At 43.9% G+C, this 21,868-nt stretch carries 20 protein-coding genes and 3 pseudogenes; 11 read left to right on the top strand and 12 right to left on the bottom strand.

Annotated features, from left to right (window positions below):
* Nucleotides 1-11: 11 nt before the first annotated feature.
* Nucleotides 12-428, bottom strand: a complete 417-nt coding sequence (cdd, locus tag V6N89_RS05970) for a cytidine deaminase (RefSeq protein WP_338516785.1) — start codon at nucleotides 426-428, stop codon at nucleotides 12-14.
* A 225-nt stretch (nucleotides 429-653) separates the two neighbouring features.
* On the opposite strand from cdd, the gene V6N89_RS05965 reads away from it, so the two are divergent.
* Genes V6N89_RS05965 through V6N89_RS05955 form a run of 3 tightly spaced genes read left to right on the top strand, consistent with a single transcriptional unit; the run spans nucleotide 654 to nucleotide 2,855 of the window.
* A complete protein-coding gene (locus V6N89_RS05965; protein WP_346993538.1) occupies nucleotides 654-1,190 on the top strand; it encodes an FAD-binding oxidoreductase in 537 nt (178 codons plus the stop codon).
* Nucleotides 1,165-1,722 (top strand): 2Fe-2S iron-sulfur cluster-binding protein, encoded by a 558-nt coding sequence (locus tag V6N89_RS05960; RefSeq protein WP_346993537.1) that lies wholly within the window; start codon nucleotides 1,165-1,167, stop codon nucleotides 1,720-1,722. The genes V6N89_RS05965 and V6N89_RS05960 overlap by 26 nt, the downstream gene beginning before the upstream one ends.
* Nucleotides 1,719-2,855 (top strand): fatty acid desaturase family protein, encoded by a 1,137-nt coding sequence (locus V6N89_RS05955; RefSeq protein WP_346993536.1) that lies wholly within the window; start codon nucleotides 1,719-1,721, stop codon nucleotides 2,853-2,855. Before V6N89_RS05960 ends, V6N89_RS05955 begins: the two co-directional genes overlap by 4 nt.
* Before the next feature lie 135 nt (nucleotides 2,856-2,990).
* Here V6N89_RS05955 and V6N89_RS05950 read toward each other — a convergent pair whose 3' ends face one another.
* The 3 genes and pseudogenes from V6N89_RS05950 to V6N89_RS05940 form a co-directional block, all read right to left on the bottom strand.
* Nucleotides 2,991-3,422, bottom strand: a complete 432-nt coding sequence (locus V6N89_RS05950; RefSeq protein WP_338516781.1) for a DUF2177 family protein — start codon at nucleotides 3,420-3,422, stop codon at nucleotides 2,991-2,993.
* 104 nt (nucleotides 3,423-3,526) lie between these two features.
* A pseudogene (locus V6N89_RS05945) lies at nucleotides 3,527-4,222 on the bottom strand (NmrA family NAD(P)-binding protein); the annotation flags it as partial.
* A gap of 20 nt (nucleotides 4,223-4,242) precedes the next feature.
* A complete protein-coding gene (locus V6N89_RS05940; RefSeq protein ID WP_346993535.1) occupies nucleotides 4,243-4,383 on the bottom strand; it encodes an NmrA family NAD(P)-binding protein in 141 nt (46 codons plus the stop codon).
* Between the two features lie 105 nt (nucleotides 4,384-4,488).
* On the opposite strand from V6N89_RS05940, the gene V6N89_RS05935 reads away from it, so the two are divergent.
* Nucleotides 4,489-5,382, top strand: a complete 894-nt coding sequence (locus V6N89_RS05935; protein ID WP_338516777.1) for a LysR family transcriptional regulator — start codon at nucleotides 4,489-4,491, stop codon at nucleotides 5,380-5,382.
* A 44-nt stretch (nucleotides 5,383-5,426) separates the two neighbouring features.
* Here V6N89_RS05935 and V6N89_RS05930 read toward each other — a convergent pair whose 3' ends face one another.
* Nucleotides 5,427-5,837 (bottom strand): hypothetical protein, encoded by a 411-nt coding sequence (locus tag V6N89_RS05930; RefSeq protein WP_338516776.1) that lies wholly within the window; start codon nucleotides 5,835-5,837, stop codon nucleotides 5,427-5,429.
* 164 nt (nucleotides 5,838-6,001) lie between these two features.
* Here V6N89_RS05930 and V6N89_RS05925 point away from each other — a divergent pair, with 164 nt between their 5' ends.
* The gene (locus V6N89_RS05925; protein ID WP_346993534.1) at nucleotides 6,002-6,847 is read left to right on the top strand and encodes a DUF417 family protein; all 846 of its coding nucleotides are present in this window, start codon (nucleotides 6,002-6,004) and stop codon (nucleotides 6,845-6,847) included.
* 63 nt (nucleotides 6,848-6,910) lie between these two features.
* On the opposite strand, the pseudogene V6N89_RS05920 reads toward V6N89_RS05925, so the two are convergent.
* Nucleotides 6,911-8,097: pseudogene (locus tag V6N89_RS05920) on the bottom strand (endonuclease/exonuclease/phosphatase family protein).
* 303 nt (nucleotides 8,098-8,400) lie between these two features.
* On the opposite strand from V6N89_RS05920, the pseudogene V6N89_RS05915 reads away from it, so the two are divergent.
* Nucleotides 8,401-9,449: pseudogene (locus V6N89_RS05915) on the top strand (PLP-dependent cysteine synthase family protein).
* Between the two features lie 160 nt (nucleotides 9,450-9,609).
* On the opposite strand, the gene V6N89_RS05910 reads toward V6N89_RS05915, so the two are convergent.
* Together V6N89_RS05910 and V6N89_RS05905 are read right to left on the bottom strand one after the other, a co-directional pair.
* Nucleotides 9,610-10,605, bottom strand: a complete 996-nt coding sequence (locus V6N89_RS05910) for a GGDEF domain-containing protein (RefSeq protein WP_338516772.1) — start codon at nucleotides 10,603-10,605, stop codon at nucleotides 9,610-9,612.
* A 143-nt stretch (nucleotides 10,606-10,748) separates the two neighbouring features.
* The gene (locus V6N89_RS05905; protein WP_338516771.1) at nucleotides 10,749-11,129 is read right to left on the bottom strand and encodes a winged helix-turn-helix transcriptional regulator; all 381 of its coding nucleotides are present in this window, start codon (nucleotides 11,127-11,129) and stop codon (nucleotides 10,749-10,751) included.
* Between the two features lie 170 nt (nucleotides 11,130-11,299).
* Here V6N89_RS05905 and V6N89_RS05900 point away from each other — a divergent pair, with 170 nt between their 5' ends.
* Nucleotides 11,300-11,842 carry a nuclear transport factor 2 family protein gene (locus V6N89_RS05900; RefSeq protein WP_338516769.1) on the top strand — a complete coding sequence of 181 codons (543 nt, stop codon included), beginning with the start codon at nucleotides 11,300-11,302 and terminating at the stop codon, nucleotides 11,840-11,842.
* 78 nt (nucleotides 11,843-11,920) lie between these two features.
* On the opposite strand, the gene V6N89_RS05895 is transcribed toward V6N89_RS05900, so the two are convergent.
* The 4 genes from V6N89_RS05895 to prfC all read right to left on the bottom strand — a co-directional run bounded on the left by V6N89_RS05895 (nucleotide 11,921) and on the right by prfC (nucleotide 17,657).
* On the bottom strand, nucleotides 11,921-13,456 hold the full coding sequence (locus tag V6N89_RS05895; RefSeq protein ID WP_346993533.1) for an acyl-CoA carboxylase subunit beta: 1,536 nt from the start codon (nucleotides 13,454-13,456) through the stop codon (nucleotides 11,921-11,923).
* Nucleotides 13,457-13,528: 72 nt separating this feature from the next.
* On the bottom strand, nucleotides 13,529-14,098 hold the full coding sequence (locus tag V6N89_RS05890; RefSeq protein WP_346993532.1) for an NADPH-dependent FMN reductase: 570 nt from the start codon (nucleotides 14,096-14,098) through the stop codon (nucleotides 13,529-13,531).
* A 174-nt stretch (nucleotides 14,099-14,272) separates the two neighbouring features.
* The gene (gene argS / locus V6N89_RS05885) at nucleotides 14,273-16,003 is read right to left on the bottom strand and encodes an arginine--tRNA ligase (RefSeq protein ID WP_346993531.1); all 1,731 of its coding nucleotides are present in this window, start codon (nucleotides 16,001-16,003) and stop codon (nucleotides 14,273-14,275) included.
* A 64-nt stretch (nucleotides 16,004-16,067) separates the two neighbouring features.
* On the bottom strand, nucleotides 16,068-17,657 hold the full coding sequence (prfC, locus tag V6N89_RS05880) for a peptide chain release factor 3 (RefSeq protein WP_346993530.1): 1,590 nt from the start codon (nucleotides 17,655-17,657) through the stop codon (nucleotides 16,068-16,070).
* 424 nt (nucleotides 17,658-18,081) lie between these two features.
* Here prfC and V6N89_RS05875 point away from each other — a divergent pair, with 424 nt between their 5' ends.
* The 4 genes from V6N89_RS05875 (at nucleotide 18,082) to V6N89_RS05860 (ending at nucleotide 21,796) form a co-directional block, all read left to right on the top strand.
* Nucleotides 18,082-18,858 carry an SDR family NAD(P)-dependent oxidoreductase gene (locus V6N89_RS05875; RefSeq protein WP_338516768.1) on the top strand — a complete coding sequence of 259 codons (777 nt, stop codon included), beginning with the start codon at nucleotides 18,082-18,084 and terminating at the stop codon, nucleotides 18,856-18,858.
* A gap of 42 nt (nucleotides 18,859-18,900) precedes the next feature.
* A complete protein-coding gene (locus V6N89_RS05870) occupies nucleotides 18,901-19,890 on the top strand; it encodes an AraC family transcriptional regulator (protein WP_338516766.1) in 990 nt (329 codons plus the stop codon).
* Nucleotides 19,891-19,977: 87 nt separating this feature from the next.
* Nucleotides 19,978-21,498 (top strand): sensor domain-containing diguanylate cyclase, encoded by a 1,521-nt coding sequence (locus tag V6N89_RS05865; protein ID WP_346993529.1) that lies wholly within the window; start codon nucleotides 19,978-19,980, stop codon nucleotides 21,496-21,498.
* On the top strand, nucleotides 21,437-21,796 hold the full coding sequence (locus tag V6N89_RS05860) for a diguanylate cyclase domain-containing protein (RefSeq protein ID WP_346993528.1): 360 nt from the start codon (nucleotides 21,437-21,439) through the stop codon (nucleotides 21,794-21,796). The genes V6N89_RS05865 and V6N89_RS05860 overlap by 62 nt, the downstream gene beginning before the upstream one ends.
* The last annotated feature ends 72 nt before the right edge of the window (nucleotides 21,797-21,868 follow it).

Below are 21,868 nucleotides of genomic sequence, written 5' to 3'. Positions count from 1 at the left end.
TGTCTGGCTTTTTAGGCGACAAAGTTATTAAACGGCACGGGCAAAATTTCTTTAAGAAGATAAACTTTTTGAATGCCTTTCAAATTGCCAAGATAAATAGGCATCTCAGCATCATAAAACTCTGATATAACCTGTAAACACAACGCACATGGTGGCACAGGTTCCTCTTGATCTGCGACAACGATTAGATATTCCATATCCTGCTTGCCAATTGCCGCCACGCCACTCCAAATAGCATTGCGTTCTGCGCAAATGGTTGCCCCATAACTCGCGTTCTCTACGTTGCAACCGTAAAAAACCTGTTCAAAGCCTTTAAATTTTACCGCTGCACCCACTTTAAAATGAGAATAAGGAGAGTAAGAGTTCTCTCTCGCCTTCAACGCTTTTTCATAGGCATCAACAACATCTGGATGTAATTTTTCAAGCAATTTTCTGTACCACTTTCAAAAAGGGGGTATGAAGACTACTGAGTATTCAGTGTTTGTGCAACTCATTATTGACCATTTGGACAAATTACAATCAATAAAACGCCCTTGATCTTTTTAAAATTAAGCTTACACTTGTTCGCTAAATGAGCGTACACCTGTAAGCTCAAAAATATCCAGATCAAGTGTCTGTTTGATTTGTCTCTTTCTCGAGGTCGTTGCTATACAGTGAAATCCGTTTTAAATAGAATCAGCCACCTGTTTTTTCATCACTCAACATGGAAAGGTTATTGGGAGCCATTAGTTCAAGCATTTTTCCCAGCATGGCGAGATGGACTCTATCGTGCACGCGTTATTGAAAACAAAGTCCTAAATGAAAAGACAGTACAGCTCTCTCTTAAGCCTCAAAAGAGCTGGCCTACCCACAGAGCGGGTCAGCACATTGCTGTCACCTTGGAAGTCAATGGAAAGCTAACAACGCGCGTATTTACCATCGCATCAGGGTCAAATAGACATAACGCCCAACAGGAAATACGCCTAGTTGTTCGAGTGAAAAAACAAGGAAAATTGACTTCCTACCTGCACAATTTGAAAAAAGGGCACTGGGTAAATATCTCATCACCTACTGGAGACTTTACCTTACCAACAGACAAAAACGTGCTAATGATTGCAGGCGGCTCGGGTATTACGCCATTTATTGCGATGCTAGAAGACTATATGCAAAAACAAAGACAAGACTGTGCCGCCGTCTTGCTTAGCAATTGACTTACTTTATTATGCAAAGCCTAATGAACACCTTCTAGTTCATAAACTTCGTGATTACGCTAAACACATTGCTCAATTTAATTTCAAGCTGCTCAGTAGGACCAATGATGGCGATATAACGCCCTACCTCGCACATTATGGCAAGTCACATTGGATGGTATGTGGCCCCTATTCCCTTTATCATCAAGTCGCCCAAAGCGCTGAGTTGATAGATGTTTCACTTAGCAGTGAACACTTTATGGCGGCTCCACTTCCCGAGAATAACGACAATGGGTGCATTGAACAACTCACGGTTAAACATAACAACAGCGCTATCACCGTAGACAATAAACAATCCCTACTGACCCAACTTCACGACGCCAATATTCCGGTCAACTATGGTTGCGGTATGGGTATTTGTCATCAATGTCAATGCGTTAAGAAGCGCGGTATCGTTCGCGACACCCGCACTGGAGAACTATCTGATAATGCAGAGCAGCTAATACAGCTGTGCGTTTCTCAAGCCATAACCGATTTGGAGCTACAAGCATGACCACGCATGTACTACGCAGTCAATCACAAGACCTTGCAAATCAGCCCCCTTCCTCAGTCAAAAATGAGGCTACAACAAGAGGCCACAGACCAGATTACGATCGACTTGAAAACCAGCTTAACGCGCTTAAAGCCGACACTAAAAATAAAGTTGGGCAAGAAGATGCTGACTACATCAGAAAAGTTATTCGTACTCAGCGTGCCTGCGAGTGGACAGGTCGTGTTTTATTAATACTGGGGTTTGTGCATCCCGCTTTATGGGTAATGGGTGTATTAAGCCTGGCCACCGCTAAAATTCTCGACAACATGGAAATTGGGCACAATGTCATGCACGGCCAGTATGATTGGATGAATGACAAACACATTAATTCAAAGGCCTATGAATGGGACATAGCTTGTGATGGGTCTAGCTGGAATAGAGTGCACAATTACGAGCACCATACTTATACCAATATTATTGGTAAAGACCGAGACTTTGGATACGGTCTGCTAAGGTTATCCAGCGACTTTCGATGGCGCGTAAAGAACCTGTGGCAATTTGCTACATATCTTGTGCTAAGTATTTTGTTCCAGTGGGGTGTGTCTTATCATGAGATGGCAGCTGAGCGTGTTTTCTTTGGAAAGAAAAAAGAGAATAGAAAGAATAACGTCACTCATACGACGCTGAAAAAGCGTTTCTTTAGCAAGGGGGCGCGTCAATTGGTAAAAGACTACCTTTTGTTCCCGCTTCTGGCTGGGCCAATGTTTTTATGGGTATTTGCGGGCAACCTAATAGCCAACCTATTGCGAAATCTGTGGACCTCGACGATTATTTTTTGCGGGCATTTTACTGGCGATGTCGAGACCTTTAAGGAAGAAGACTGTAAAAATGAAACACAGGGACAATGGTACTATCGACAGGCGCTCGGTTCATCTAACATCCAGGGCGGGAACCTGTTTCACGTATTAACCTACCACCTAAGCTTTCAAATAGAACATCACTTGTTTCCTGATATTCCAGCAAAGCGTTACCGAGAAATGGCGCCAAAGGTTCAAGCTATTTTCAAAGAGCATAGTATGCACTACAACACTGGGAGTTTTGCTCGCCAATACATAAGTGTATTAAAAAGAATTGTCCGCTACTCTTTCCCATAAGGTGTGCCGCTACAAACAACCTTGGCCCCCTAATGGGGCCAACATAACACACTGTGTTGCTTTGATTAGAGGTTAAGCAGATTAAAGAAGACGCTGATTTACGTTAACGACGATTAAAGTTATAACCAATAATAGTTATCGATCGCTACGCAATGCTTGAAACCCTAGCCACCCAGCCATCGCGCTAATGCTTGTTAGACAGGTTCCCCATACCCAATCTATTGTCATGATAAATAGAGTAAAGCCTTCGATAATGCTGTAAGCCGTTAAATTGTATGCACCATAACTTGCAAGCCCAAGCAAGGCACCATCAATACCCGCGTAAAGCAACGACTTATCGCGATTGGCTACCACAGCAAGAACAAAAACAACCCCGCCATACATTATGTAAAACACTAACCACGGCCAAGTAATAAACTGAGAGCGAAGTAACGGCGCCATTTCTGTTTGGTACCAACTGTCAGCAATAATACCAAGCCATAAGAAGTCCAATATGGCAAAACAAACAAAAATCGCTAATAACGAGGCTAAAATACTCTTCGCAAAGATCATAATTTTGGACAACATCTAACGTCTCCCTGTTGCAACCTTAATAATTCAAATACGTTAGTGTGTCACGTTAGGGCTATTTACAACAATAGCCCTAACTAAAATCATAATAGTGTGAGCGACTAATTGTTTAACGCTTGGTTCAAAGAGGCTTGCAGTGGCGTTGTCGGTCTTCCTATCAAACCAGATAAGGTTTTACTTTCATCCATCAGCCACCCAGACGCGGCATAATGCTCAGAATCGGCGATAGCATCAGCCATACCTTCAGGCAACCCTGCGTCAATCAGTGCTTGACGATATGTTTGCTCGTCCATCTCAATGAATTCGATGTGCTGTCCCGCTGCCTTTGAAATTGCCTGTGCGTATTCACTAAGTGTAAAGCCACTGTCACCCGCTAGCTCTAGTGTTTGACCAATATAACTTTGTTCTGCCAACAATACTGCAGCTGCGGCTTCAGCGTAATCTTGACGACTTGCTGTAGAAATTACACCTGTTTTCGCTGCACCAGCAACAGCCCCCATAGACAAAACACTTACCATGTTTTCAGTATAATTCTCGGTATACCAACCATTGCGCAATATGACAAAAGGCGCGTTTACTTCTTTTAAATAGGCTTCCGTGTCTTTATGTTCTTGGGCCAACAATAAAGGAGAGGTTTCGGCTTTTATTAAACTGGTATAAGCAATAAGTGAGACTTTTTCACGCAACGCCACATCAATAACGACTTTATGTTGCTCGACACGCTTGCCAAACTCAGTACCCGATATCAAAAGTAGTTTACTTACACCACTAAGCGCTTCAGATAACGTTTCCGGTAAATTGTAATCGGCTTTTCTTACTACAACCCCTTTTCTCTTAGCGAGCTTGCGTTGTCTGGGTTTCTCACCAAAGCAACGATATCGCGGGGGGCACGCGACACTAAAAGCGCATCAATAACCTTTTGGCCTAATTGGCCGTTTGCTCCTGTTACAGCAATCATTTTTACTTCCTCGTCATTACAGATAATTGTTTTAAACACGGCTTCATTATGTGCACGCCCAACTGTTATGATAAGTAGAGCAAACTAGAATGGATTGTATCGAAAATGAGTACAATTAAATTTTCACAACTTAAAGGGCTTGCGATTTTCGCTACCGTTGTCGACAACAATAGCTTTGCAGAAGCCGCAAGACGACTTAATACAAGTCGTTCAAGAGTGAGTGAGCAAGTAGCTAATCTTGAAGCAGTATTAAACGTGCGCCTGCTACAACGTACTACTCGACAACTCTCGCTCACGGAAGAGGGAAAGGCGATATATGAACATGCCAAAAAATGCCATGCAATTCTTCACGATGTTGATGAATGTCTAAATCAATCGTTACCAAAAGGTCGTGTATCGATCACAGTAACAAACGATATTGCACACAAGTTCTTACTCCCGCTCCTGCCAGAATTTAAACAGCGATACCCAGACATTGAACTTCATATTATTAGCAGTGATGAAAAACTGGATTTGATTGCAGAAAACATCGATATAGGTTTACGCATTGGCCTCCCCAAAGACGATTCTTTGGTTGGACGAGTATTATATCAAGAGCGTTTTGCATTATATGCTAGCCCCGCTTACCTCTCAGAGTATGGACACCCCAATAACATTGAGTCTTTGCAGCAGCACCGTTGGATTTTACTTTCGCAACTTAACAATCGCACCATGCAATATTTGATGTTAGACGACTCCCCAGTGGAAATCGTCCCTAAGCAATACGAGCTTTGCAATTCACCGTATTTGGTACAAGAAATGGTAAAAGCTGGGCTTGGGGTATCAACATTGTTGCCTTCGACGGTGAAGCAAGAAGTAGCAAGTGGCGAGCTGGTCCGAATCTGCCCAGGCATTAGCAGCGAAAACTTGCTATTTACCTTGGTTTACCCCTCGCGTAAACAGGTACCGAGCAGAACGAGAGTTCTTGTCGACTACCTCATTGAAAGATGCCGTTTTTAAACTGCATCTTACGTTGTTTAAAGCTGCAGAACACTACCGTTACTTCAATCCACACATAATGTGGGCTCTACTACACCGTTTGATACATAGGCTTTACAACCAAACAAGTCGGTATTGTCCAAGCAAACACCCGTCACTTTGTCGCCTTCGCTTGATCGCGTGTTGTCAGCCACACAAGCTACTTCACACTCACTATTATTTGCGCATACTTTGCCAGCGTCCTTGGTAGGTAATACACAAGTTAATTGCTGATGCCGCCCTACTCTGCGCCACGTTCCATCATACTTAGCACACACCTCTTCACTTTCAATAGAATAAGCTTGCTGCACCAACGGCAATGATTGGTCCACGACAAATTCAAGTTTTTCTATATCGATAGGGTCAGGGACTTTTATTGGGGGCTGAGCACCACAGCCAGCTAAAATCAAAATAATAATGAAAAGATATAATCGCATGCAAAACCTTGTTGTTGAACTAGCGCTATAACTGAGACAGCACCAATAAAATTAGTTCTTGAGTTAGAGGAAATTTGTTTTGAAAATGAAAATATGGGCTTTTAATGAAAGACTTTTGCAAGGTTCAAGGTCTATATCTCCCTCGTAAATTAACAGGAACAACAATGACACTTAAACAAACACAGAACCTTGTTGCCGCTTTGCTTACCATGAGTATTGGCTTATTGGGCCTCACCTTTTTAATGGGTACAAACCCTAGCGCACTTAAAGCTGTGTTTGTTTTTTATGGCGTAGGCGACGTGTTCTCTGATGGTGTTATGGGCACTATTGCAGGTGTACCGCTAATTCTCGTTGCTCTGTTGGTACTGCTTACTAAGCTAGGTGTTATTTCTAGAAACATTGCGGTTGCTTTCGCTGTAGCGGTAATTTCCGCGCCATTGCTAACGTTATTTTCACCGAGCCGATGGATGACAGATCTAGGAGGCTTTCCCATTATTGGCAACGGACAAGGCATCATAAAGTACTTTGCTATTATCCCGCTTTTATTGTTCTTGTTTTATCGAGAAAAATTCACTGAGCGTCAGTTAATCTGGGCGAACTACGCCCCCGTTGCCATGGTACTATTGTGGATTGGCGGCATGAAATTCTTTGAATTTGAAGCCAATGGCATTGTAAGCCTTGTCGAAACCTCTCCCTTTATGTCGTGGCTTTACGTGCTATTCAGCGTGCAAGGCGCCTCAAATGCTATCGGTATATTTGATGTCCTATTCGCTGTGCTGCTTGGCATAGGCCTTTTGCTAAATAAAAAGATACTCGTCATTATTGGTGGGCTGGCGGCACTTTCCGTATTTTTAATGACTCAAACCTTTATATTTACTGTTCCGGAAACGCTAGATAGTATTACCCTATTCAACCTATTGAGCCAATTTGTTATCAAGGACTTGTGGTTTGTTGCGAATCTAGCTGTGGTAGGTTTTTACGCGCTGCAAGACAAAACACTAGTGGAATAAAAATCGAAGGTACAAATGACGTTGGCTACCCAACGTCATTTACGCCATTACTGCGACAAAGTGCTATTCTGTTATTATCAGCGTAGTCCAAACCAGTCGATGATCTGAACTAGCCTGCTAGGTCTTTTACCAATCGATACAAGTCGCTTGTTTTAGTTGGCCAAAAAACACTAGGCGTCTTTTACATCAAAACCGTAAACAGAAGGCAACACGTAGTCTGCTCTCGCTCCCCAGTACGCCGTAAAGCGGCTACTATAGTCTCTGTCACTTGACGCCGCGCCGCCCTCGCTTAGTGGAATGACACTGTTATCCACATAAGGGCTTTCTGTTAACTGCTCTATCACACCTTCGCGATGCTTTTCGCCAATGTCCGCTGCATTAAAGTCGCCAAGTAAGACAAAACGCGTTTCATCAGATAACGTGGCCTGCTTGCCATTATCATCGTAAATGTAGAGGCCTTTATTTGGGGTAAGATAATCGGCCATCAGTCTTATTTCATCAGCATTGCGTTTACCGTTTCTGTCTTCCTTACCGTCAAAATTAGGAGGGGTTGGGTGCATGGCGAGTATGTGCACCATAGTACCATCGACATCAACAGGTACATCCCAATGCGATTTCGAACTCAGTCTGAATGCGTTCCATTCATCAGCGCTATACCAAGGCGTGCCTTGACTATTATCGCCCTCGGCGTCTGGAATGAATGGCTGCTGAGAGTTAGGCATTTGATGCCACTTAAAAAGCTGAAAAGTGCGCACTTCATCGATTTTAATGGGATATTTAGACAAAAGCGCCATACCATATTGGCCTGGATAAAGACCATAGCCATAGGCGTCTCCACCAAACTGATCAGCCTTGCCATTATTATCTAAATCAAATGGTGTCGGTTCTCCAGTATTCACTGGCGCAATATAGGTATAAGGATAATCAATAGCTGTTTGCCCAGCTTGTGAGACATTAAGATAGTTTTTAACGAAAGCTTTTACACCTTTATTCTCATCAGCAATGTAGTCAAATTCATTGAGCAAGATGATATCAGGCTGTGTACGTTGAATGATTTCAGCAATATTTTTGACTTGCGGGTGACTACCGACACTTAGCACTTTTTCAAGAACCTGCTCGCCTGGCTGCATGCCCAGAGATTTGTAATTGGTGGCTTCCATGCTGACATTAAAGGTTGCGACTTTAAGCGTTTTCGCAAGAGACAAACCCGGCGAAAGCGCCAGTAAAAAAAGGGGAAGATATAGTTTCATAATTCTATTAATTCTATGGAGATTAATTCACATTATCAGTCTTCGTAGACCCTGTCGATGATTCGTCGCGCCGCTGTTTGCTTCCTGCAGACTCGACGTTAATTAACTACTCTGTTTTTTAATAGGCGCATTTTGAAGGAATGCAACCTCTCTATTGCAAGAAGCACGAAAGAGGAATTAATTACTAATAAAAATAGATTTATAAGAAAAATATTTCCATTGATTACGAAACCACAATCTATATTTAGACATTTTTACCCGTCGCGCGCTGTTATTCTTGAGGAATAACTATGAGGAATTGACATGTCAGAGTGGGTAACACAAGCAATAAAAACAATTAACGCAGATTTTCAACGCTCTGCAGATACGCATTTGATTAAACTAGATCAACTTGCGCTTAGCGGTATTGATATTTACCTCAAAGATGAAAGCACACACCCTACTAGTAGCTTAAAGCACCGTCTTGCCCGCTCGCTTTTTCTTTATGCACTGTGTAATGGAAAAATTAATCAACATACCACGGTGATAGAGGCGTCGTCTGGTAGCACTGCTGTATCTGAAGCTTACTTTGCCAAAATGATTGGTGTTCCTTTCGTTGCTGTAATGCCGCGTACCACGGCACAAAGTAAAATTGTACTAATTGAAAAGTATGGCGGCGCGTGCCACTTTGTCGAGTGCCCAACGCAAATGCACTGCGAAGCTAAGCGCATTGCACTGCAACTCAACGGGTACTTCATGGATCAATTTTTGTACGCAGAGCGCGCGACAGACTGGAGAGGAAACAACAATATTGCCGAGTCAATATTTGAACAAATGAAAGCGGAGCCACACCCGATTCCCCATACCATTGTAATGAGCGCTGGCACTGGCGGCACATCGGCCACAATTGGCCGCTATATTCGTTACAAAGGCTTGCCCTCCAAACTAATGGTCGTTGATCCAGAGTACAGTGTCTTTTTTGATAGCTATCAACAAAGAGATACAACTCTTAAGGCGAGTAGAGGAAGCAGAATTGAAGGTATTGGCCGCCCTCAAGTAGAAGCTTCGTTCCAGCACGACGTTATAGATTCTATGCTGCGCGTACCTGATGCGGCGAGTATTGCTACTATGCGTTGGTTAAACAACACCATGGGAATTAAAGCCAAGCCCGTCAACCTAGCACCAATTTGTGGGGCGCATTACACGTTGCCGCCTCGATGATAGAGAATGGAGAATCAGGTTCTATCATTACGCTGATGTGCGACAGTGGAGAGCGCTATTCCAATACCTATTACAACGCCGAATGGGTTGAAAGCGAAATAGGCTCAACCGATGAGTATGATGAGCACTTACAAAAAATAAAGGTGGCGTAGCGCCACCTTTGCTGAACTTGTTCTTATTCCTGCACTACAACAATTTTTCGCTGCGCCCTGAAAAATAAGCGTTAACTTATTATCTATACAACAGAGTAGAAAAAACGCGCACCACAATGTGAATGGTTAGAGAAATTGTTGGCAATGCGCTAATTCACGTTTACGTAATACTGGTGTTTTGTAGGCTATCAGACATACCTTCTTCAAATACAACAACTTGGTTTCGACCAGAACGTTTGGCCGTGTATAAAGCAAGATCGGCCTGATTTATCAAGCCGTCATCTTTCATGCCTTTTCTCATAGTTGACACACCAACGCTGCAAGTGATCTGTATTTCAGAAGGTAAAGACAGCATTTCTACGCCTTTTCGTATTCGCTCGGCTATGTCGATAGCAATATTCTGTGGCGTTTCTGGCAATATAACGAGAAATTCTTCCCCTCCATAACGGCCAATAGCGTCAACCAAGCGGATGTTATTGGAAACACACTCTGCCATTATCGACAGCACTTCATCGCCTGCTTGGTGACCGTGGGTATCGTTTACTTCCTTAAAGTGGTCGACGTCTATCATTAAAATAGAAAAACCTCGGCCGTAGCGGTCGAAAAGCCTGCAGTTATGATTGAGGGTTTCCATAATACAAAAGCGACTTGCCACACCTGTCACAGCGTCTGTGTTGGCTTGCTGCTCTAATTGCATAGTGCGCTCTTTTACTTTTTCTTCTAATGAACGATTTGTTTCTTCTAACTCTGCGCGCAGTTGCTCTAACTCTTCGTTGCGTTGCTTTAACATTGAAACACTGGGAATATTGATAAATACGGGCATAAGCTTCCACAGGAAGTAGGCCGTCGCTATTGATACAGTCCCCGTCGCAAACTTTATAGCCCCTTCGATAAAGTAATATCCATGCCAAATATTTATAATGCCCGCTAAATGTGAGGCGCCACAAAATGCAATAAAACAAGCAAACAGAACGGCCAATCCATCAAATTTAATATCTTGTCGTTTGCTAAGAAAATAGAAAATTCCAAACGGGATAAGTGCGTATGCGATGACTGTCATAATGTCTCCGCCTAAGTGGAGAAACAGCAAATCCCATCGCCACAACAAACAATGACCATGCGGCATTAGACTACCGTCAAATAGTCTCTCAAACATCCTCGCCTCCCTTCTATCGCAAAGCTTTTTTGGTATACGAACTATAAAGCGCGTTTTGCGAATTCATCGCGTTTGATCACTTATACAAAGGCATACGTGCCAATGTAAAAATATAGACGGTACTTCATGTTATTGCTGTTTTTTTATCTTAACTTTGCTTTATCAAAGCTATCCCTATTCCGTTCAATCTGTTCTTTGTTCGCGTCGGCCCATTGCACCAATTGATACAAAGGCTTTACAAGCCCTCGCCCCATATCTGTCAATTCGTACTCTACTCTTGCTGGCACTTCAGCATAAACGGTCCTATTCACGTAACCCTCTCGCTCAAGATCCCTGAGTGTTTGCGTTAACATACGTTGCGATATTCCAATAATCCGCCCCTTTAGCGAATTAAACCTGTCTGCACCGTCTACAAGGGCAAATAAAATTAACATCGACCACTTATCGCCTATTTGAGCAATAACGTTTCGCACCGCGCAGTCGCCGTTATTGTCAAATGTTCTTCTTTGTTGAATTTCAGTCACGTTATCTTCCCTACTTTTTTCCAAAAATCGGCGGTATGGTTACTTTTTTGTGCCTTAGTGACACATTAATGCCTAATTGTAGTGCAAGTTACTTTTAATTACTATAGTTACAACTAGTAACTATATTTCAAAAAACGTCGCGCATTAACAACGACAAAGAGGCAACTACAATGAAACAACTCGCACTGACTTTTCTTTTACTCATAAGTACAAGTCTTTTTAACGTGCAGGCTGCACAGCCACCTGTTATCGATTTTGAGAATCTTAAACAAGCGCATTGGTCTGACGAAGAATTAGCAAATGCTGAGCTAATTACTGATTTTGTGCAGAGCATAATGAACAACCATGACTTTGAATATGTCATGAGGACGTTTAACAATAGTGCCTACAAACAACATAACCGCAATATTCCTGACACCATGAAAGGGTTAGTGGGCTTTTTGCGTGAATTTGTTAGTGACTACCCAGAGTATTCCTACGATGTAAAGCGAATTAGCGTGGACAACAACATGGCAATCTTCCATTCACACGCCACCTTAAACCGTGAAGACAGGGGCGACGATTCAAAAGGCTTGAATATTGTTGATATTTGGCGAATAGAAGACGGTAACATTGTAGAGCACTGGGACTCGGTTCAGGCACTCGATGGGTTTATGCGATTTTATTCTCTAATCAGCGGTGGCGATATCAACAATAACAATGGCGTTTTCTAGCAGAAGGTTATAGTGGTTTACGAGCGTTGTAAAAACGCTAGTAAACCGAATACTTCACTTTAAATCGATGTCGTTGCCTTATTTACTGGCGGCGACAATCGAGTTAGCAATTACTTCTCTGGTTTGCACCGGGTCGATAACGGCGTCTATTTCTAGTACTGACGCAACTTCACTAGCCTGCCCTCTTGCATAAGCCTGTTGCAACAAGGTGTCAAAACGTGCACGTCGCGCTTTATCGTCAGTGATTTTTTCTAGTTCAGCCTTAAATCCAAGCTTAACTGCGCCTTCAAGCCCCATTGGCCCGAACTCGCCGCTTGGCCATGACACGGTATAATCGGGTTTTGATGTGCTGCCACCTAACATGGCTTGCGCCCCAAGCCCGTAACACTTCCTTAAAACAATGGCGATAAAAGGCACACTCAAACTAGCTCCAACTGAGAACATACGATTCAGGCGTCTTACTGCCCCGAGCTTTTCGTGCTCGGGCCCTACCATAAATCCAGGCGTGTCACATAGACTTACGACGGGCAGCGAAAAACGCTGGCAAAGCGCAAGAAAGTCAGCGCACTTCTCGGCGGCATCAACATCTATTGCCCCACCTAGTACTTTGCAGTTACTCGCAATCATGCCCACCGCTTTACCTTTAAAGCGACAAAAACCAGTAATAATTGCGCCACCGTATTGTGCTTTTAGTTCAATAAAACTGTTGGTGTCCACCAATGTGTTAATGATCTGTCGAACATCATAAGCAAAGCGGCGATCATCTGGTAACAACGAAAAAATGTTCTCTTGCGATGAAGCTTGCCAGTGCTCAATATCACCCTGAAAGAAGGATAAACAAAACTTGGCAATATCAATGGCATGGTTTTCGTCATTAGCGACAATATCGACAACACCATTTTTAGCTTGGGTTTCAATAGGGCCAATTTGTTCTGGTGAAAACACACCTAGTCCACCGCCTTCAATCATGGCGGGACCAGCCATACCAATACTCGACGATGAAGTGGCAATAGTGATATCTGCAGAGCCAAAAAGCGCAGCGTTGCCTGCAAAGCAATAGCCGTTATTTACCGCTATTCGAGGCACAACACCCGATAACGCCGCCCAATTTGAGAACGACTGACACTGAAGCCCCGAATTAACGGTAGTAATATCAGTATCGCCAGGCCTTCCTCCCCCACCTTCAGTAAACATGATGATAGGTAGGTTTCGTTGTTTGGCAACGTCTATCATTCTGTCTAACTTTAAGTGGTGAAAATACCCCTGCGTACCTGCAAGCACGCTGTAATCGTTTATCACCAATGCCGTTGCGGTTTGTCCGGTGGGAAAAGCCCCTGCATTCACATGACCGATGCCAGTAATAACGCCGTCGGCGGCGGTATCGGACTTTAGCTTTTCATAGTCTTTGCGCTGCCGTTGTGCAGCAACGGCGAATTGCCCGTACTCTTGAAATGTTCGCGCGTCACAAAGCAAAGCCAGGTTTTCTCTGGCGCTGTTAAAGCCTTTTCGTTTTCGCTTTTCAATGTGATGTTGACGGCCGTCGTCAGAGGTTTGGTGGATACGCGCATTAAGCGCTAAAAGCATGTTTTGCTTTACGTTATTATTTTCTTCCATGGCTTAGGTAACTCCAAATATAACGCGCAAGGTAGATTTCTACCCTACGCGTTTTTTGCGTAATTACCAGTGTTAGCTAAGTTTGGCCGCCATTTCAGCGGTTTCTTTACCTAGGTTTTTCAACTGTTTAATGGTTTTTTCGTCAGATATATCGCCATCATCATTCATTAACGTATTCACTTTGGCGATAGCTTTTTGATTAGGAATAACCATGGTGCCTAAGTTTTCTAACAGCATTCTTAGCACGACTAAAACACGCATGCCGCCTAACCCGCCCGCAGATGCAGCCATAATACCAGCCACTTTGCCGCGATAAGCTTCTAGCGGCTTTTCACCTTCACTCATACGCGATGCCCAGTCGATAGCATTTTTAAGGAGAGCGGGATAGCTTGAGTTGTATTCAGGAGAAGCGATAAGAAAGCCATCATGGCTCATTAGCAGCTCTTTAAAGGCCTGTGCTTTTTCAGGTGTGCCAAATTCAGCTTCTTCATCTTCGTTGAATAGTGGCATTTGGTAATCGGCTAAATCGATGACAGTGACTTCAGCGCCAGCTTCGCGCGCACCTTCTGCTGCGACTTTCATGATAGCTTGGTTAAATGAACCTTTTCGGGTACTGCCTGCAAATGCAAGGATCTTGGTCATGTGAGATTCCTGTCGTTGTTTTTAATGTTTTTCTTTATAGGTAACAATAGCACTAACGGTTCTGTGGGATAGCATATATTTACGCTACAGATACTATTAATAGCTAATCATAAAAAAAGGCTGACAATAAATGTCAGCCTTTTCGATATCACCGTACGTGTTGTACCGCGAACGCTACATTTTTTCTAGTGTTTCAATACCAAGTAGCGTTAATCCTTGCTCGAGTGTTTTGGCAACCAACGCTGACAGGGCCAGACGGCTATCGCGAACCTGAGGCTCAATCCCGTCTTTTAACATAGGGCATGCTTCGTAAAAGGTCATAAACGCAGAAGCCACATCATAAAGGTATGTACACAAAACATGCGGTGTTGCTTCTCGAGAAACCATACCAATCACTTCTTCGAATTGAAGCAGCAACACAGCAAGAGCATGCTCTTGTTTTTCAGCAACAGTGATGTCCACTGGCATGCTTGCCATATCCACACCCGCTTTTCTAAACAAGCTCTTCACACGAGTGTACGCATATTGAAGGTAAGGTGCGGTATTACCCTCGAAGCTTAGCATCGAGTCCCAGTTGAACATGTAGTCTGTGGTGCGGTTTTTAGATAGGTCTGCGTATTTAACCGCGCCAATACCCACTTTACGCGCCACTTCTTTAAGCTCGGCTTCCGTTAGGTCATTATCGCGTTCGGCAATCAGTTTACCCGCACGTTCAACAGCTTCATCCAGCAATTCCACCAACTTAACCGTACCGCCAGTACGGGTTTTAAATGGTTTACCGTCACTGCCTAACATCATGCCGAATGGGCAATGTTCGTAGGTCTGTTCTTCTCTCATAAAGCCGGCTTTACGACCCACAATTTCGGTTTGCTTGAAATGCAGTGCCTGACGAGCATCAGTAAGAATAAGCGTACGATCAGCGTTAAGTTTGCCGCTACGGTAGCGCATTGCAGCAAGGTCAGTGGTTGCGTACAAATAGCCGCCACCTGATTTTTGTACAATATAAACCGCAGGGTTGCCTTCTTTATCGGCAAGTTCTGGGATAAACACCACCTGCGCACCTTGGTCTTCTACCGCAATACCTTGTGCTTTAAGGTCGCTAATAACGTTTGCGAGGTCGTCGTTGTAAGCGGATTCACCCATAATGTCTTTGCGCGTTAGGCTGACATTTAGCTTGTCGTACACTTCTTCTGAGTGTGCAATTGATACATCGATGAATTTTTCCCATAGCGCTAAGCACTGGGCATCGCCACCTTGTAGCTTAACTACGTATTCACGCGCACGGTCGGCAAAACCTTCTTCTTCGTCAAAGCGCACTTTGGCTTCACGATAAAAGTCTTCAAGGTCAGACAGGGCTGTCTCAGCCACCTCGTCTTGAAGTTTGTCAGAAAGGTGCGCGAGTAGCATACCAAACTGCGTACCCCAGTCGCCCATGTGGTTCTGACGAATAACGTTATGCCCTAAGAATTCAAGTACTTTCACCACTGCATCGCCAATGATAGTGGTACGTAAGTGACCCACGTGCATCTCTTTGGCCAAGTTAGGCGATGAGTAATCCACTACAATGTTTTGTTCTTGTGATTTTGCAATGCCAAGACGCGAATCGTTTAACGACGATTCACATTGGTCTGCAAGCCACGCATCGCTAAGGTGTACGTTGATAAAACCAGGGTAAGCGACTTCAAGTTTGCTGGCAATGTCGTCAAGCTTTACTGTTTCAACGATCTTTTCGGCAATATCACGAGGCTTCTGTTTAAGCTGCTTAGCCAGCGCCATGGCGCCGTTGAATTGGTATTCGCCAAACTCTGGTCGAGCGCTGCGCGACACTGGCACGGGTGCATTTTCTACGCCCATTTCTTGTAGTGCATCAGTGAAACGGTTAACTAATAGTGCATGTATATTCATAATATATTTTGTCTTTTTTGCTCTTTGCTCGCTTTACTCTTTGCAAGCTTTGACTTCTACAAGTTTAATTTTCGCGCGTGTTTGTAAACTGGATATCTGGATAACGCTCTTGCGCTAGCTGCAAATTCACCATAGTTGGCGCAATGTACGTCAGGTTGTCACCACCATCTAGCGCAAGGTTTTGCTCACCTTTGCGTCTAAATTCATCCAGCTTTTTCTCATCGCCACTGTATACCCAACGCGCGGTAGCGACGTTTACATGTTCGTAAAGCGCATCAACGTTGTATTCTGCCTTGAGGCGCGCAACCACGACATCAAACTGCAGCACACCAACCGCACCAACAATCAAATCATTATTCGCAAGTGGACGGAAAACCTGTACCGCACCTTCTTCAGATAGCTGGATAAGGCCTTTTAATAGTTGCTTTTGCTTGAGCGGATCTTTTAAGCGGATACGTTTAAATAGCTCAGGTGCAAAGTTAGGAATACCCGTAAAGCGATAGTTATCGCCCGAAGTAAAGGTGTCACCTATACGAATAGTACCGTGATTGTGCAAACCGATAATATCGCCGGCATACGCTTCTTCTAACAAGGCGCGATCACCTGCCAAAAAGGTTAAAGCATCAGAAATACGCACGTCTTTGCCTAAACGACTATTGCGCATCTTCATGCCTTTTTCGTACTTACCCGATACAATTCGACAGAACGCTATACGGTCACGGTGTTTAGGATCCATATTGGCTTGAATTTTAAATACAAAACCGCTGAATTTGCCGTCAGTACTTTCAATCATGCCTTCTTCTGTGTCGCGTCCTAGTGGTGCAGGTGCCCACTCCACTAAACCGTCTAGCATATGGTCTACACCAAAGTTACCCAATGCCGTTCCAAAGAATACTGGTGTTAATTGACCTTCCAAGAATAATTCTTGCTCGAATTCGTTCGACGCACCGCGCACAAGCTCAAGTTCATCACGAAGCGTTTCAGCCAGATCGCTGCCTACTGCACTATCAAGCTCTGGGTTATCCAACCCTTTGATAATACGAACGTCTTGAATGGTGTGACCTTGGCCGCTTTGGTACAAAATAGTTTCGTCACGATGTAAGTGGTAAACGCCCTTGAAACTTTTTCCGCAGCCAATAGGCCACGTAATTGGCGCACACAAAATATCAAGCTCAGTTTCTACTTCGTCAAGTAGCTCCATAGGGTCGCGGATATCTCGATCGAGTTTGTTCATGAAGGTAACGATAGGCGTATCGCGAAGACGCGTTACTTCCATCAACTTACGCGTTCTATCCTCAACCCCTTTCGCGGCATCGATAACCATTAGGCATGAGTCAACTGCTGTGAGCGTGCGATAAGTATCTTCAGAGAAGTCTTCGTGCCCCGGTGTATCTAGTAGATTGACGAGGTGATCGCTGTATGGAAACTGCATGACAGAGGTGGTAACAGAGATACCACGTTCTTTCTCCATTTCCATCCAGTCTGACTTGGCATGTTGACCAGACTTTTTACCCTTTACGGTGCAAGCAGTTTGTAGCGCACGTCCAAACAACAATACCTTTTCAGTAATGGTGGTTTTACCCGCATCGGGGTGCGATATAATCGCGAACGTACGTCGCTTTTTAATCTCTTCTAACAGCTTTTTATCTGACATCAATACTAATCTTCGTTATCTATTATCTCTGCAAACAACGTATTTGCAGGCGCGTTTTGTAAAGGATAAGCATGGCTTTTCCGCGCAAATCTACAGTTGCGATAAAACGCTTGATACGGCATGGAATTTATTGGCGCGGATTTTAGCATTTTACAACGCGTAACAGTAGAGCGAATTGGCAAGAAACTTTGTTGTATTCATTGCTACTTAGGCACGCTGGCAGCATTCATATCAAACACGTGAAATTGTATTCATTTGGCACGCTTTGCATATTACTTGGCGCACTTTGACGCGCGATGGCATAGATTGATGTTCTACACTGGCATCAGTCAATCGCGACGTTTACCGAAAAGAATGACCACACGATTTATCGTTTGATAAGTCAGAGGTTTAGTCACATTACCTAGCAAAAACAGGAAACACTATGACAAATACCGTGCTTATTACTGGTGCATCAAATGGCATTGGATTAGAGCTTGCCAAAATTCATGCAGAACAGGGCGACAACCTTGTGCTAGTTGCACGCTCCAAAGATAAACTCGAAGCACTGGCTGAAGGGCTTCGTACCAAATTTCATATTAACGTGGATGTGATAGCACAAGATTTGTCGACTCGTGACGCAGCTGCACAGCTTACTCTTGCTACAGAAGAACGTGGCCTAACCATTGACGTATTGGTCAATAACGCGGGTTTTGGTGGGCACGGACAATTCGCTCAGCGCGCAATTGAAGATGACAAAGCAATGATGCAATTAAACATGGTTACGTTAACCGAGCTTACCCATTTTTATCTTCAAGGTATGATAGAACGGAACAAGGGTAAGATACTGAATGTGTCGTCTACCGCATCATTTATTCCTGGCCCGCTTCAGGCTGTGTATTATGCGACAAAAGCCTATGTGACGTCGTTCAGCCAAGCCATCGCAGAAGAATTACGTGGTTCAAACATAACGGTTACCGCTCTTTGTCCTGGCGCGGTCGCCACTGGATTTGTAGAAGCAGGTGACTTAGAAGGCTTAGCACTTTGGAAAAATGCTAAGAGCCCACGCTCGGTTGCCGAGTGCGGCTACAACGCTATGCAGCAAGGAAAGCTTATTGCGATCAACGAGCCACAGCTCAGCATTATGCTCAATTGGGTCATTCCTTTCTTGCCGCGCAAACTCGTGTTAAAAATATCACGCCAAGCAATGGAGAAAAGCTAACACTCAGTGTGTATGGCTGATAGCGATAAATCGGGAAAGAAAATGAAAAGAGCAAATAGATTTTTGGTGCCTGCCAACTGGCAAGTCCTATTTAAGGATATGGACATTTCTTTGGAAGAGACGTTAGCGTATGCAAACCTTCCACCTGCGCTTTTTTCACAGCAAAAAATCTATTTATCACCTGCGCAATACTTCCAACTTTGGCATGGTATCGAAGCGGCATCCAACGGGACAGAGGTGCCGCTTAAATTCGCACAAGCAATGACGTTAGAGTCATTCGATGTGCCTATCTATGCTGCCATTTGCAGCAGGAATTTAAATGCAGCTTTAGAGCGACTCAAAGAATACAAGCCGCTTATTGGCCCTATGCTGTTAGACATCAGCAAGACAACAGAAATAACCACTGCAACCATTAGCTGCTATGGCTATGCTGATGCGTTGCCCAAATGCTATGCCCTTTCAGAAGCCGTATTTTTCACTCAGTTAAGCCGACTTGCTACGAGAAAACGTATTGTGCCGCGCACTGTGACACTGCCTGCACTACCTGACAAGATTAAGCCATACGAGGACTACTTTGGATGTCCATTGAGTGTTAGCAGCGAAACATCAATTTCATTTGACGCAAATGATGCTAACCAACCTTTCTTGACCAGCAATCAGGACATGCTGAACTTTTTTGACACAGAATTACAGCAACGACTTAAATCTGTACTCGCCTACTCGTCTACGCGTGAGCGTGTGACGACTGAGCTTATAAAGCTTTTGCCACAAGGGGAAAGTAGCATTGAGCTCGTCGCTCAACGTCTAGCAATGAGTAAGCGCTCACTACAACGAAAACTCTCTGAAGAGAGGGTTAGCTTTAAGGGGCTACTACAAGAGGTAAGGCAGGAACTTGCCGACTATTACCTAAGTAAAACTAACATGCCAATGATTGAAATAGCCTTCTTGCTAGGCTTTCAAGAAAGTAACTCTTTTGCGCGCGCTTACCATACATGGACTGGTAACACTCCATCGACAAAAAGGAGCCTCTAGCCTGGCACTTGTGTTGTGATATAGTGATCCAATGTGGTTGTGGTTACAAGTCACTCCAGTGACTAAAGGTACAAACAAGGACGTTGCATGACAAGAAGTTGGTTTTTGCTTATTACGCTGTTGCTCTTTTGCAAAAGCGCGGCAGCCGCAGTCAATTTCAATCCAGTTAATACTTCCCTCTCATTAGATGACCATATGGAGTTTGCACTGAGCGACTCTCCCTCTTCAGACGATCTTCATTGGGTAAAAGATGTCTCATCGCTTGATAGACAAGCACATCAATACCTGCATTTTCGCGTCAACATCAAAAACACCACAAACGACGCCATCCCAGTATGGTTCAGTATTGGTTTTCCAGCAATGAAAACATTGGTAGTACAAAGTGGTGAGAAGGTATGGAAGACAGGTGACGCTTATCCTTTTACATCCAGAGAAATTCACGTTTCTAACTATCACTTTCCAATCTTACTCAACGAGATGGAAACCGCTAAGATACAAGGGTATATGGCAGGAGAAATCCTACGCTATTCTTTTGCTGTCGGCACCCCTGAATATTTTACCAATATGTATGTTAATACTATTCAGCGGGATATGGCCTTTTTTGGTGCTATGGCGCTACTTACCGTGCTGTGCCTGTTAGGGTTTGTTGCTAGCCGAAATCTTGTTTTTTTGAGCTTTGCGAGCTTTATTTTTGCAACGACGTTTTGGTTTTTTCGCGTATTCGGATACGCCTTTGAATTGTTATGGCCGCAATATCCAGGTTTGAATGATATTAGTTACGCGATAAGTATTTATGCCGTTTTGCTTTCTTCATTTTGGGTAGTATTTGCCAGCTTAGCGAGAGAAGGGCATCACGTTTTCGGTTCAACGTGGGTAAAGCGATTCTGCTTTTCGCTACCCATAATTGGCATTATCGTATGGCAAAGCGTCGGACTCGACTTTGCACTAAGACTTCCCGTTTTGCTTTTCTTTTTGTTTATCGTTGTCGCTGTGGTCGTTATCATTGTCGAGCATCGCCTCGGCTCTGATCGCGCAAAATGGCTGGCATGCGCTATGTTTCCGGTAACACTCAGCACTTTTTTCCTTATCATTGTGGCCTTATTTGATGTGGACATACAGTTAGACCCTGTAGCCACCTTTATGTCTGGGGTTGTGCTGACGTGTTTGTTCATTGTCGCCCTTACCGCGCGCTATATGGTTAACGTTGTACAAAGAGAAAGAGACGCGCAAAAAGTGGCAGCTCAAACAAAAGCGCAACAAGCGGCAAAACTAGAACAGTTAGTCAAAAAGCGAACACTCGAGTTAGAAAAAACAAATGACGTATTGGCTAAACTTGCCTCTTACGATGCGCTGACTGGCCTGCCTAACCGAAGAAGTATCGACTTTTTCGTCGATGAGAGCTTTGCTTCTGCCAACGAAAACGCCACTGAGTTATTCATTGCCCTGCTCGACCTAGATCACTTTAAAAATATTAACGATACCTATGGTCATGAGACTGGCGATATTGTACTGAAGGCCGTTGCTGAAACATTGGCTCCTTTGAACAATGACAATCAAATTGCCGTACTGGTATGGCGGCGAAGAATTTGCTATAGTCCAGCGTGTTGACAAGCGTATTGATAAACGTATAGCTGAGCCTAAACACCCGTCAAAAGGAAAAGCACCGGCTTCGCAAACCGCTGGAAGCGCTAGCCAAGAGCATGAGCACTTCTTATCTCAGCTTCAAAAAGTCCACAAAACAATTAATTCTCTTGTGATAAATGACGTTGAAGGTAAGCATGTAGGCGTAAGTATTGGCTGGGCGCACTGCAGTAATGCAGAAAATATTGTGGATACCTTTAGACGTGCAGACAGTGCCCTTTATCGTGCAAAAGACAAAGGACGCAATCTGATTATTGGTGCTTAAAAAGCGGTTAGTCTGAACCCATATGACTGTTGAGGCGCTAAACCGTAACCACCGCTTTGCGTTTTTCCTGTT

Origin of the sequence: Alteromonas gracilis (genome assembly GCF_036870955.2) — a bacterium.
Taxonomy (GTDB): Bacteria; Pseudomonadota; Gammaproteobacteria; order Enterobacterales; family Alteromonadaceae; genus Alteromonas; species Alteromonas gracilis_A.
The sequence above is the reverse complement of the archived record's forward strand: the minus strand, read 5'-3'. Positions and strand labels throughout refer to the sequence as shown.